General features: G+C 42.6%; 12 protein-coding genes and 1 pseudogene. 8 read left to right on the top strand and 5 right to left on the bottom strand.

The window, feature by feature from the left end; all coding sequences use genetic code 11:
- Positions 1-955: tetratricopeptide repeat protein (locus tag F6K37_RS18210; RefSeq protein ID WP_287251484.1), on the bottom strand; the 955-nt coding region annotated here is incomplete at its 3' end.
- Between the two features lie 62 nt (positions 956-1,017).
- On the opposite strand from F6K37_RS18210, the gene F6K37_RS18205 reads away from it, so the two are divergent.
- The 5 genes from F6K37_RS18205 (at position 1,018) to F6K37_RS18185 (ending at position 2,557) form a co-directional block, all read left to right on the top strand.
- Complete coding sequence (locus F6K37_RS18205; RefSeq protein ID WP_287251483.1) at positions 1,018-1,152, top strand: hypothetical protein; 135 nt, start codon at positions 1,018-1,020, stop codon at positions 1,150-1,152.
- An 87-nt stretch (positions 1,153-1,239) separates the two neighbouring features.
- On the top strand, positions 1,240-1,467 hold the full coding sequence (gene vapB, locus F6K37_RS18200; protein WP_008180922.1) for a type II toxin-antitoxin system VapB family antitoxin: 228 nt from the start codon (positions 1,240-1,242) through the stop codon (positions 1,465-1,467).
- Complete coding sequence (locus F6K37_RS18195; protein ID WP_008180924.1) at positions 1,467-1,856, top strand: type II toxin-antitoxin system VapC family toxin; 390 nt, start codon at positions 1,467-1,469, stop codon at positions 1,854-1,856. Before vapB ends, F6K37_RS18195 begins: the two co-directional genes overlap by 1 nt.
- A gap of 183 nt (positions 1,857-2,039) precedes the next feature.
- Complete coding sequence (locus tag F6K37_RS18190) at positions 2,040-2,240, top strand: hypothetical protein (RefSeq protein ID WP_008180926.1); 201 nt, start codon at positions 2,040-2,042, stop codon at positions 2,238-2,240.
- 167 nt (positions 2,241-2,407) lie between these two features.
- The gene (locus F6K37_RS18185; RefSeq protein ID WP_154659699.1) at positions 2,408-2,557 is read left to right on the top strand and encodes a hypothetical protein; all 150 of its coding nucleotides are present in this window, start codon (positions 2,408-2,410) and stop codon (positions 2,555-2,557) included.
- A 242-nt stretch (positions 2,558-2,799) separates the two neighbouring features.
- Here the strand turns inward: F6K37_RS18185 and F6K37_RS45550 are convergent.
- Positions 2,800-3,003 (bottom strand): annotated as a pseudogene (locus F6K37_RS45550) (type II toxin-antitoxin system HicB family antitoxin).
- A gap of 56 nt (positions 3,004-3,059) precedes the next feature.
- Between F6K37_RS45550 and F6K37_RS18180 the strand changes: the two are divergent.
- Positions 3,060-3,194 carry a hypothetical protein gene (locus tag F6K37_RS18180; protein ID WP_287251481.1) on the top strand — a complete coding sequence of 45 codons (135 nt, stop codon included), beginning with the start codon at positions 3,060-3,062 and terminating at the stop codon, positions 3,192-3,194.
- 4 nt (positions 3,195-3,198) lie between these two features.
- On the opposite strand, the gene F6K37_RS18175 is transcribed toward F6K37_RS18180, so the two are convergent.
- Positions 3,199-9,567, bottom strand: coding sequence for an ATP-binding response regulator (locus F6K37_RS18175; protein ID WP_287251480.1), 6,369 nt, complete (start codon positions 9,565-9,567; stop codon positions 3,199-3,201).
- Between the two features lie 194 nt (positions 9,568-9,761).
- On the opposite strand from F6K37_RS18175, the gene F6K37_RS18170 reads away from it, so the two are divergent.
- Together F6K37_RS18170 and F6K37_RS18165 are read left to right on the top strand one after the other, a co-directional pair.
- Positions 9,762-10,004 (top strand): hypothetical protein, encoded by a 243-nt coding sequence (locus tag F6K37_RS18170; RefSeq protein WP_008180935.1) that lies wholly within the window; start codon positions 9,762-9,764, stop codon positions 10,002-10,004.
- 318 nt (positions 10,005-10,322) lie between these two features.
- A complete protein-coding gene (locus tag F6K37_RS18165; protein ID WP_287251479.1) occupies positions 10,323-11,405 on the top strand; it encodes a hypothetical protein in 1,083 nt (360 codons plus the stop codon).
- Positions 11,406-11,467: 62 nt separating this feature from the next.
- Here the strand turns inward: F6K37_RS18165 and F6K37_RS18160 are convergent, their stop codons facing one another.
- The gene (locus F6K37_RS18160) at positions 11,468-12,847 is read right to left on the bottom strand and encodes a saccharopine dehydrogenase C-terminal domain-containing protein (protein WP_071103480.1); all 1,380 of its coding nucleotides are present in this window, start codon (positions 12,845-12,847) and stop codon (positions 11,468-11,470) included.
- Between the two features lie 10 nt (positions 12,848-12,857).
- Positions 12,858-13,199, bottom strand: coding sequence for an SDR family NAD(P)-dependent oxidoreductase (locus tag F6K37_RS18155; protein ID WP_287251476.1), 342 nt, complete (start codon positions 13,197-13,199; stop codon positions 12,858-12,860).
- Positions 13,200-13,309 lie beyond the last annotated feature (110 nt).

The following is a 13,309-nucleotide window of genomic DNA, read 5'->3' as shown; positions in this document are numbered from 1 at the left end:
TCTGACCTGTGATTCTGTTCTTATAAGCAAGACCGAGATTGTTTTGAGTCATTGCCCATTGTTCGGGAAAAGCTTCACGGGTGCGTACTTCTAAAGCGGATTTGTAGCAAGCGATCGCATCTTCTAGATTTTGTGCTTTCTTTCCTTTGATTCGGTTACAGTAAGCAATACCGAGATTGTTTTGAGTCATTGCCCAATCAATAGGAAAAGCTTCACGGGTGCTTACTTCTAAAGCGGATTTGTAGCAAGCGATCGCATCTTCTAGATTTTGTGCTTTCTGACCTCTGATTCGGTTACAGTAAGCAATACCGAGATTGTTTTGAGTCATTGCCCATTGTTGGGGAAAAGCTTCACGGGTGCGTACTTTTAAAGCCAATTGCAAGCAAGCGATGGCATTTTCTAGGTTTTGTGCCTTCTGACCTGTGATTCTTTTTAAGTAAGCACTACCGAGATTGTTTTGAGTCATTGCCCATTGTTTGGGAAAAGCTTCGCGGGTGTAGACTTCTAAAGCCGATTGGTAGCAAGGGATGGCAATTTCTAGGTTTTGTGCCTTCTGACCTGTGATTCTTTCTGAGTAAGCAATACCGAGATTGTTTTGAGTCATTGCCCATTGTTGGGGAAAAGCTTGACGGGTGAAAACAGTTAGTGCCACTTCATAGCCAGTGATGGCAATTTCGATGTTGCTGGCTTGGTCACCCAAGGGGAATTGCTGAATTACAGTGCTGAAGTTAACAATACCTGCTGCTAAGTATTTCGCTTCATCTGCTTCTGCTTCCGCCAGTTGAATTGTTGCCCAAACCCGCCATAATTCTGCTAACTTCTGATTAAGTTTGTCTGTATTTGCTGCCAGTAATCGGTAAATTACCTGCTTATTACCCCTACTGTTTGCGGTTGCTTGTAGTACCTGCTTTAGAAAGTCAAGTTGGGCATCAGATGTATTGTCAGGCATTGCCATCAACTGCTATACAATAGCTATTAAAATATTATACTATTTGAATTTAAATGGAGCATTTATATTTGAGTTGTGAACATAATCTCTTAGGTAAAGGCAAGAGGCAAGAGGCAAGGTCAGCTATCAGCTTAAGCGCTACGCGAACAGCTATCAGCTATCAGTTATCATTTATCAGTTATCACCAAACGTTTGACTGCTGATAACTGACCACAATTCAACGATAAATGCTATACTATTTTATATATTTAAATCAAATTTATTGGAAATAAAATAAACTAGTAAAACCCATGACTATTGACCAAGAAATTTTTCAAACAGTTGTGATAATGCCAGAATCCCTGAAACAAGAACTGCTGCATTATGCCAAGTATCTGATGGAAAACTACTCCCAAGATGTTTCCCCAGAGCAGCATTCTGTCAAGAAACGTCGTTCAGGTATCTTAAAAGGAACCTTTGTTCTACCATTGCCTGATGATTTTGATGAACCATTAGAAGATTTTAAGGAATATATGTAATGACTTTTTTTCTGTTAGACACCCATACCTTTATCTGGTTATCTGAAAATGACCAAAATTTGCCAAAGAGACTAAGAGATATGATTGATGTCGCAGATAGCGTTTATCTTAGTATTGCTAGTCTCTGGGAAATTGCGATTAAATTGAATCTTGGTAAGTTATCACTGCAACGAAGTTATCAAACCATTGAATCTGAACTTCAATCATCAGATATTAGTTTACTACCTATTGCATTTATCGACACTCTGCAAATTTCTAATCTCCCCCTACATCATCGTGATCCATTTGATAGAATGTTGATTGCTCAAGCCATGAATAGATCCCTGGTTTTGATTAGTCGGGATAATAAATTTGATGCTTATCCAATTCAAAGGTTATGGGCTAGTTAACTGACTGATAAGGCTGTAAGCATTCAGCCGTTTACCATTTTTAAGAGCATTTTAGCGATTATTATACAGATAATCGCTTTTTTTTTTACTCCTAAAAATCCCCAAAAAAAATTTTTTAAAACCCTTGACAATTAAAATTATAATCATTACAATAATCAATGTAACAAGTTTAGTTTTTGACCTATGCCAGAAGAATTTACTCGGAACTTCAAGAAACAACCTGCTCAACAAACTCTCAAGGGTTCTCGTGAAGCAGTAATTTATAGCATGCAGATGCTTTATTCATTGGGCTATGCGGAGATTGCCGAGTGGACACCTCTGGAGCCTACTGATGTTCCAGGCGAAGTGATCACAACCATGACCAAGTATTGGTTGTTGCCATAACACCTTGTCTTGATGCAGTCGCTCATGGGGGAAACCCCCAAGACCGCGCTGCATCGCTAAATTTCTGGGGGGGTTTCCCCCCCGGGAGCCTTGGGTTTGGTCTGATAGCATAGGATCACATCCGAATGGTTTCGGGTATTCTTCTGACATGAATCATTGAACTAGCCGTGGATAGTATTTCTACGGCTATTTTTTTTTGCTTTTGGGATGTATATATAAAGGGAATCGGGAATTGGGAATCGGGAATCGGGAATTGGGAATTGGAAGAGTGTAGGGAGTGTGGGGAGTTTGGTGAGTGTGGTAATTCTCTTATTTAGCGTTATGTAAGCATTCAGCTTCGATGTAAGCTAACATTTCATAAAATTTTGAATCGTCCTGATATTTTCCAGCCAATTTTAACCAGGTATTTTCTTGAAATTATAATTCCTTTTGGAGTACCTTAAATACAGCTTTCTTTCCCTCTAAAGGTAATTGCTTTACTAACATGATGACTTGCTCAACTGTTATATCTAAGGTAGGCATACCGATGACGTCACTTTGTAAATTTATACTTGTTTTATTATAGTTTGACCCGGTGGTGCGTTACTGTTTCTTGATAAGCTATTACCAAAGATTCTAACGCTTCAGTTCCATTCTTAACCGCTTCTTCATAAGAATCGCCATGATTCCGCCATTTTTGTCCTGGTAAATCGGGAAAACCAACTAAAAAACAATTATCTTATTCTGACCATTGAATTATCATTTGATATTTAAGTTTGATCATCATTAAGATTACCCTCTACTTCATCAATAGCTTTTTGTACAGCGGTTTCTATTCTAATGAGATACACAGATTTTTTTCACTCTTGCCTCTTGCCTCTTGCCTCTTGCCTCTTCCCTGTTCCCTACTCCCTACTCCCTACTCCCTACTCCCTACTCCCTACTCCCTACTCCCTACTCCCTACTCCCGACTAATAGCTCAATTAATATAACTTTCCACTAAAGTCAAAATCGCTTGTTCTTGAAATCCATCCGCTAAATCTTTGAGCTTATTAGCAAAAGGCCGATAGTTTTCATGGAGATGTTCTATGAACATAGCGCGATCGCGAATCTTTCTCATACTGCCGAGCATGGCCAATTCGTAGAGTACTTCCATTTCCTCAGGGGGCGGCGGGATAATTGCTGCTGTCTGACTTGAGATAGTGCCATTTTTGCTCAAACCCATGTCATCAATTGGTTCATACACCCACTCAATCGGTAAATATTGCTCCAATAAAGCGAATAATTTATTCTGGTCAATGGGTTTGGACAGAAAAGCTTGACAGCCAATTATCTTACTCTTGTTATGATCCATATCCAGGAAGCTAGCTGAGACAGCAATGATGGGTATGTCTTTAATTTCAGGAATTTGTCGGATTTCGTTAACCGCTTCAAAGCCAGTTTTAACTGGCATGACTAAATCAGTCAAAATCAGGTCGGGGTGAAGTTCAGCCGCCATATATACTGCTTGTTCACCATCCTCGGCGGTGACGATATCAAAGCCGATCGGTGCGAGCATGTTGAGCAAAACTAAGCGATTTTCCAGTTGACCATCCACTACCAATATTTGGCATCGTTTACCCTTGTAGCCCTTAATTTTACCCACTATTTCCGGTTGAGCTTTGGTAACGGTTTTGACCACAGTAAAGGGGATCTCAAACCAGAAGGTAGACCCTTTACCGAATTCACTGGTTACCATCAGTTGACCCCCCATTAACTCCACCAGTTGTTTAGAAATGGCTAAGCCTAAGCCAGTGCGAGCAGAGCGCCGTTGGGTATCACCCACTTGTTCAAAGGGTTGGAAAATTGTTTCTAACTGTTCCGGGGACATGCCAACGCCGCTATCAATGACTTCAAAACGGATAACTGAAGTAGTCTGTTGTTGCTCAATTACAGCAAGTTTCGCCCCCCTAGCCCCGCAATTCTGCGGTGCGACCCGTGGCGAATTTAATTCCCCTACGGAAAGCGCACCGGTGGGGGAAATTGAGTTAAAGTCCCCCAGAATTGGGTGATTTAGGGGGCTTGCAGCTGTCTGTAGTGAGGTCAATTCATCTGAAAACGGCTGTAAACTAACTCGCAACGTTACTTGACCATGGTCAGTGAATTTAACAGCATTGCCCAAGAGATTAATCAAGATTTGTCGCAACCGTTTCTCGTCAGCTTGAATCCCATTGGGTAAATTCCCCACAGGGTCGTATTTGAACAAGATATCTTTTTCTAAGGCTCGCATGCGAATAATCGCTACCACACTTTCGATGAAAGTTTGAAAATGTAAGTCACTGGGGTAAAGTTCAATTTTGCGAGCTTCAATTTTAGATAGGTCTAAAATATCGTTGATCAGAGTCAACAAATGGTTGCCGCTTTCCTCAATAATACTTAAACCATCGATTTGCCTGGTGCCTAGGTACCCGTCTTGCTTGAGGATTTGAGAATAACCAAGAATGCCATTGAGAGGAGTATGCAATTCATGGCTCATATTGGAGAGGAATTCGCTTTTAGCTTGGTTAACCGCATCAGCTGCTTGTTTGGCTTGTGCTAATTCAGCAGTGCGTTCGGCAACTTTCTCTTCTAAATTGCTGTAAAGTTGAGCATTTTCTAGGTAAATAGCAGCTTGGGATGTGAGCAGATTTAAGACTTCTAATCTATCTGAAGTAAAGGCTCCAGTGGTGAGATTATTTTCTAGATAAAGTAAGCCAATTAGTTTACCTTGATGGATGATCGGAGTACACATCAGACTCCGGGGTTGCTGACTAATAAAATAGGGGTCAGCAGCTAAGATAGTCTCAACCGTGATATCATTGATAACTAAGGTTTCCGATTTCCGTTTAACATAATTAATCGCACTTTGGGGAATATCTGGGCTTTCTTCCACTGGCATAGATTCAACGAAAGCCAGTTGATTAGAAGTTTCCATAGCCTCGATCACTAACCGGTCACCTTTAACCAAAATTAGAGCGCATTTGTCAGCTCCAGCATTCTCCATCACCACTTGCATCAAAGTCGAGAGCAACTGATCTAGCTGGATTTGCCCAGATAGAGCTTGGGATGCTTTGATCACCGTAGCCAAGTCGAAAGTGGTTGAACCGTTAGTAGTGGTGGTATTAACTCCTTGAGTGGTGAGGTTGGTGATCGTCTCCCCGGTGCTGATATTGATAGTTTTCTCGGTAAGAATAGAACTGAGAAATTGGGGATAGCGAATTTCCAAATCCTCCACCTTAGCCAATGCGCCCCAGCGACTATAGCCATAGTAGGCACAACTCAGGTAGGCTTGGGCAATAGTTTCAAAACCCCACTCCAAGTAGAATTTAGCAGCCAGTTCATTAGCCAGGGCTTCCTCTTGGATGTATTGATTTTCCTTTGCGCCAGCAATGGCGCGCTCATAATACTCCATAGCCTCAAGCTTTTGACCCAAAACACGATAGCGTTCGGCTTCTACTAAATAAAATTTGTGCAAATAATTCATCGGGGCATGGTCTGCCCATTTTTTTATTTTGTCTTGATTGTGGGCTATCTTATCTAAACTTTGTTTTTGTTGAGCGTGATTCTGTTGAGGATAGAGAGCTAAGCGAGTTAGAGAATCGTACCAATAGAAAACTGCAAAAACGAAAACGGCTGGTGCTCCATCTAAATAATTTTCGGCAATGGTGGCATGTTGCCAAGCTTGCCGATAATCCTGAAATAGATAACAGAGGAATAATTTATTCAGGTGTAGGGTGTAAATTGCCCTGAGGTTATTGAACTCCTGATGGAGTGGGAGCATGATCTGTTCGTCGTAGACTTCACCCCTTAAACAACAATAATTTTCAGCCTGTCCTAGCAAGTTTAAGACCAATTGCCAGGTGATGGCCGTAAACTGACGTGGCATCTCTTGCTTGAGTTGATCAATCCCTTGATGATATTTGGCACAGGTCTGGTCAAGCTCAGCCAGCTCCAAGCCGAGCCAAAAGGAATGTTCTAAGTAGAACATTGCACAGAAGGCAGATTGGTCAAAATCTCCAGTTTCTACCCCTACAGAGTAAGCTTCTAGCAAAGGGGTTAATGTTTCTTTCAGATGCACTTTCCAGGGCTTTGTTCCGAAATTGACCAGCAACATTACTCCAGATTTAAGCTGTTTCGCATTGAACCGTGCTAATAACTTCAGAGCCAGTTGACCGAATCGATTGTTGCCATCCATATCTCCACAAAGCTGCCAGAGAATGACTGCGTAACCTGCATAGGACACAGCAGACAAAGGACAATTGCCATTTTGGAGGGAGAGATTGACCTGTTTCAAAACGACTAACGGAAACAGTAGAGGATTGGTCCTATAAGCAACTGGCATCAGTCGCCAGAGGATACTCATCGCCGCTAGTTTTTCGGGTGCGGTCATCACCGGCAAATCAATTAAGTCCTCAATCTCTTTACCTTCTAAACCTGACTGTGTCTGGTGTAGTGCCAGCCCAATCTCTTCTGGACTGGGCTGTTGGGGCAGTTCTATCCCCAATAACTTCAGGACTTGGAGCCCGGTGGTAATGGCTTGCTCACCGTGGCTTTGAGCTTTATAGGCTTCAATCGAGACTTCATACGCTGTGATTTTGTCCAGTAGTGTTTTCCCTTGTGCCAACACCACCTGGACCATTTGCTCCATCTGCTCAAAGTCTGTATTGAGGTATGCCACCTCGGCGGCAGCTTGAGATAGGGCTAGGCTTAGGTCATACTGACGTTGCCAGCTATTTTTCCCCAGCAGTTCCAGACCTACTGTTAAATATCTCAGAGCAGCCCCATAGGCCGTCGCCGCCTTCGCTTTTTCTCCAGCAATACGATTTAATTGAGCTAATTCATCTCGCTGAGCTTGATCGGTGATTAACTCCACACCATAATTCAACTGGTTGACAATATCAAAAATCTTCTCTTCTCGTTTTGCTGTCGGGATATTTTTCAACAGCAGTTGCCCAATGGTTAGGTGGGTTAACTGTTTCTGGTCTTCCGGAATCAGAAAATAAGCCGCTTGCTGCACTCGGTCATGTAAAAACTTGTAACTTGGGGATTGGTGTTCGCGTAGCGTGGCCAATTGCTGATTGCTGATTGCTGATTGCTGATTGCTGATTGCTGATTGCTGATTGCTGATTGCTGATTGCTGATTGCTGATTGCTGATTGCTGATTGCTGATTGCTGATTGCTGATTGCTGATTGCTGATTGGGATAATTTGGCCTCAGTGCTTGATGGTGAATTACTATTAACGGTGAAGAACTTGTAAATTTCAGTGGTGGGTAACACCAACCCTTCTTGCAGGGATTTCCATAAATAATTCGCCGTATCGATTGGGGATTTATCATGAATAATCGCCAGGGTATCCAAATCAAATTGGTGGCCAATACAAGCCGCTACTTTCAAGACATCCTGAGTTTCTTTTGGCAACTTCTGTAACTGAAGTGCCATAAATTCTACCACATCATCCGTGAGGGCCAAGGGTCTAATTTGAGCAATATCACACTGCCAATACCCTTGATCAAAATTAAAGGTGATTAATCGGTCGTGATGGAGGGATTTCAGGAATTGGGTAGCAAAAAACGGATTTCCTTTAGTTTTCTGAGCGACTAGTTCGGTCAGGGGTTCGGCCAGTTCTATCCCACAAGTCAGGGTATCGGCAATCAGATGGTTTAAGTCGGATTTACTCAGGGGGTCGAGGGTAATTGTATTGAGTGAAACGCCAACGTTGGCCATCTCGGACAACGTGAGCATCAATGGATGAGTAGGATTTACCTCATTATCTCGATAAGCACCAATTAGCAGTAGATAGGAGGTATTAGTTTCTGCCATCAACACTTGCAGCAACTTCAGGGAAGCCGAATCTGCCCACTGCCAGTCATCGAGGAAAATCACTAGGGGATGTTCCTTAGTGGTGAAAACTTGGATAAATTTACTAAAGAGCAAATTAAACCGATTTTGGGCCGCCGTACCGGAAAGTTCGGGAGCAGGAGGCTGTTTGCCGATAATCCCTTCTAATTCTGGAATCAAATCCACCATCACTTGACCATTCTCACCCAAAGCAGACAGAATTTGTGCTTTCCACTGCATAAGTTGGCTATCAGTTTCCGTGAGTAATTGCTCCATCAAGTCCCGGAGTGCTTGGACGATGGCACTAAAGGGAATATTACGCTGGAACTGGTCAAACTTACCTTGGATGAAGTAACCCCGCTGCCGCACAATTGGTTTTTGGACTTCATTGACCACAGCGGTTTTACCAATCCCGGAAAAGCCAGCTACCAGAATCATTTCTGTAGATCCTTCACTGACTAGCTCAAAGGCGACCAGTAAGGTATTTACTTCGGCTTGACGCCCGTAGAGTTTTTCCGGAATTACGAAGCGATCGGACCTAGGAGCCGCTACGCGATCGCAAATATCTCGACTGCCCAACTTAATGTCAGCGATCGCGCCAAATCTTTGCAAGTGATAGGAACACTGTTCTAGGTCATACTTGAGTCCCAAAGCACTCTGATAACGGTCTTCAGCATTTTTAGCCATCAGTTTACTGATAATTTGGGACAGGAGTGGGGGAATAGCGGGGTTCAGCTGGTGTGGAGCTAATGGTTGTTTAGCAATATGACAGTGAACCAACTCCATCGGGTCAGTAGTGCTAAAAGGTAACTCTGTGGTGAGCAGCTTGTAGAAGGTTACCCCAGTAGCATAAAAGTCACTGCGGTAGTCAATTCCCCGATTCATCCGTCCAGTTTGTTCCGGAGACAGGTAAGCCAGGGTACCTTCGAGGCAGTTAGGACTAGTCAGGATTTGGCTTTCTTTCGGGAGTAGGGAGGCAATACTGAAGTCAATGAATTTGACTTGACTGGTGGTGGGATTAATCAGGATATTCCTAGGCTTGATGTCTTTGTGGATCACTCGGTGGCGATAGAGTTCATCCAGGATGGAGGCGATTTGAATCGCGATGTGGAGAAATTCCTGAAGTGACTGCTCACGGATCATACCGGGATGCTCTAGCTGATCCGTTATCCGTCTTTGGTGCAAGCTATCAGTGGTATACTCTTCCAGGGAGATGCCACCAAAGTCTTCCATCACCAATACCAAGGTATTGTGGTAGGACTCCAAGCTATAGATTTGGATAATTCCGGGATGGTCAAGATTTTTGGCAATAGTGTACTGATTGCGGAACTGGACAAGTTCCTGGAAGCTGGGATAGGGATTATTCAGCAGTTTGAGTACTACTGGTGTGTGGTCTGAGTTCCTAGTGCCACGATAAACTAGGGTTCTCGACCCATGGTAGACCAGGTCAGTGATGCAATAGCCTTTAATGTTGGGAGCAGTTGTGTTCATGGGTGACATACCTACGTGAGGGTATAGGGCATCTGGACCAATTCAAGCGGACTCACTTTATAGATTTCCCGTTTCCGCCAGACTAGGTAACATTGAGCCAGGCACTCAGCAGCTAGGTGCCATGGAATGCTATCGGATCAAGAAAGCTAAACTAAGGAAAATTACCCAAGTGAAGCTAGCGGGGAATCTCAACCATGCTCAAACCCAAATTAACCTTAATTGCTTTCCTATCAACTACTGGAATTGCCAGTGCTGTTTTGTTGGGTTCAGTTAGTCCAGCTGAATCTTGTATGTACAAGAAGTCCATTAACTACATAAGATCTGAGCAAGTGAATTGGTTACGCTCTCCTTGGGCAGCGGTTATTACCTTGCCAGGACTAGCTATGGCAGCAGCTTTGTACCTGGGTAATCGCTATTACTTAAGCGATCGCCAGTGAGCTTGTAAGCATATGCGCTACAGATGGTGCTACTTGAGGTGCCCTCAGCCCTCAGCCCTCAGCCCTCAGCCCTCAGCCCTCAGCGGTCAGTGGTCAGCCATTCGTGTAGCGTCAGTATTGGCCTTTGGCTGATAGCTGATAGCTGATAGCTGAATGCTGATAGCTGATAGCTGATAGCTGAATGCTGAATGCTGAATGCTGATAGCTGATAGCTGATAGCTGAATGCTGAATGCTGAATGCTGAATGCTGAATGCTTACAAAAAAATTGATTAAAATAGTATAAAATATACTAGTCCTAAATCAGTGGAGAAATCACTATGATTCAACAGGAAGAGGAAGTAACTTATACCCAAAAGACAGAGCGCATCCAAGCCTTTACCCAACTGATTAAGTCAGTGGCTCCACTGATTTGGACTGTAGTAATTATTATTGTATTCATTCCCTTAGTCAGCAAACTTATAATCCCCCATTCGACCAATCCTGCTCAAATTACCCCCTCGACTGAACCAACAGTTGTTATTGAACCTCGTCCCGACTTTAGTAAAGTTAATCAAGCGGTTGCTGATGCCGTTAAAGCATCTCACGCCAGTGCTGAAGGGTTTGCGGCCCAGGAGTTAGATGTTTGGGAAGCAGAGTTAATCCCCCGTGTGGATAGTTTTTTGGATTGGTATTTTGATTATTTCAATCAGAAAAAGATGGAGCTTTCAGTTCCTTTTATGTGGGGAAAGTATGCTATCATGCATCAAATCAATACCAAGCTACCCTCTGGCAAGGAAGCGATTGACGCCAAACTTACCGAGACGTTCCAAAAAGAATTTTCTAAACGAGTACTGGTTCCTCAAAATGCTCAAATGAGGATGGAACTAATCACGAATGATACGATTGAATTATATATGGCTGAGTTGGGCAACAATCTTAGTGACATCCAAAGCCAATATCAAATTCCTCAAGGTCAGTGGGATAGATATATTAACGAAATTTCAACGACAATTAATGATACAGAAGGAAACCTATCCAATATTTCCCTGAAATTGTTAATTGGTGGTAGTGGTTACTTGGTCGCTAAACCTATCCTAGTTTCCATGGGAGGAAAAGTAGCGAGTAAAGTTAGCACCAAACTAGCTGGGAAAGCTGCTAGCAAAATGGCCGCAAAAACCGGTGGTTTAGTGGCAACGGAGTTAGGAGCAAGTATAATTGATCCCCTGGCTGGTATCGGTTTATTAATTTGGGATGTTTGGGATTACCGCCACACCCTTAAAATCGAGAAACCTATTTTACGCAGCAATATATTAGGATACTTAAAACAGGTCAAAAAATCTTTGTTGAACAATCCTGAAACTGGGATTATGACAGCAATTTATCAGTTAGAAGATGGAATTTTACAGTCAGTTGAATCGTAAGCAGTCAGCGGTCAGCAGTCAGGGGTCAGGGGTCAGCTGTCAGCTGAATGCTTACGCAGATGTTAAGCTGCTAATACGGTTTCTTTACTTCTAATCCCTTCCTCTGCGTACTCCTGTAGAACAGGCTCATAAATTTCAGGAATACTGGGATATTTCAGACCTGTAAGATTCAGGGAACCTTCCAATAATCTTCTAGCAATCATTGCAGCGGTCTTGGAAGTCAGTTGTGAACAGATGGAGTAATGGTCACCCTGTTTAGCAGAAGGATTGGTTATAGAAATGATGCGTTCTTTTTTGTCGGGGTATTGCACGAGCATGTCGTAATACATGATAATTTGATCCACTTCTGTATCCCCTGGCTGATAAACCCCCAGTTTCTGAACCAGTAAGTCAGAGATTACATCACAATAGGAGGGCGAATCTTTGGGGGGAATAATCGGCTTATCGTCAAACAGACCCAGCCATTGATAGCGCATGATAAGATCATGGGAAACTGCTATACCCAATTTCTGAGCAACCAACGCTTTAGCATCACCATTTGTGCTGCCACACAGTTCTAGGACAATTTCCTGATAAGTTTTCTGAAGCAGCTCAGGGCGATATTGTGTATCTGAGAAGCCAAGATCAATCAATCCCTGTAAGGTCTCTCCCCAACCGGGGTATCTTAATGTTCCATGATAGAAGTTTCTAACATTATCAATACCGTAAACCTTAGGGTATAGATAAGCTCCAGAATCTGAATTTGGACGAGATTCAAATGTCCCTATATTGGGAACTTCAACCGTTCTAGTTTCTAAATAAACTTTGTCTCCTGGAATTAGGGGTATCTGCGAGTCCTTGATCCAGTCTCCAGAGCCATCTTTGATCTTAACCGAAGCAAAAAGGGATTTTTTAGGAGCCCAAAAGCACTTATAACCAAACGGATTAATATTAGGATTACAGGGTAGTACACCAACATGATACCAGAGATCGATAATCTCTCCGCCCTTAGCATGCACATCGTCAATCAGCTTTTTACCGATCATGCTGCCATATCCAGGATCTGTGCCAGCCTCTGTCACAATGGCAATGCCTTTTTCTTTTGCCTGTTGATCCAATTGTTCGAATTCTTGCTGAGTCTTGAACAAGTAGCCGATATGGCAGGTCATGATCAATGACACACTATGTTCCAGACAGTATTTTGTCACAAGGGGCTGATAGGGACCGGGTAAAAAGCTGATGACAATACTACTTTCTTTAATCAATTGATCAAGAGCCTGATTTTCGGGATTTGACCGATCAATCTCAATCGGAGAGAAACTGCGGCTTGAATGCTGATTGACAATTTCTTCTGCAGTCATCTTATTCCTAGAGGCTACAGTAATGTGATAGCCTCGTTCATTCAGATAGTCGCACAGAGGAGCAACTGACACACCCGAACCTAATAACAAAATGTTTTTCATCTAAATATCCTCATACATTATCAACAATTAATTCAGGGATTACTACTGTATTAGGAAGATTCAATAACATTAGCACTATATCGGCTATAGTTTCTGGTTGAATCATCTTTTCTGGGGATAAAGAAGAAGAGTCCTTGCCCATATTTGTGTTAACCCATCCTGGGCAAAGGGCGGTTACTCTTACACCATCTTCTTTAGCGGCATGGAACATGGCATGTGATGCCGCTAAAAATCCAAACTTACTGATAGAATAGCCAACTTTACTGTCTTCAATGTATTTAGCACCGTTGGAAACAATGTTAATAATCCGGCCTTCACTGCTCTGACGTAAATACGGTAAGCTGTTCGGCATTTAAATTGGTATAATAAAAATTAATAAATAACCCAATAATAGGAAATATGCCAGCAAAAAATTATCTGACACAAGAGCAAAAAACAATACTTCAAAAAGCCTTAAAAATA

The organism is Moorena sp. SIO4E2 (assembly GCF_010671945.1).
Taxonomy (GTDB): Bacteria; Cyanobacteriota; Cyanobacteriia; order Cyanobacteriales; family Coleofasciculaceae; genus Moorena; species Moorena producens.
Note: the sequence above shows the minus strand (reverse complement) of the source record. Positions and strands in the feature narration are given on the sequence as shown.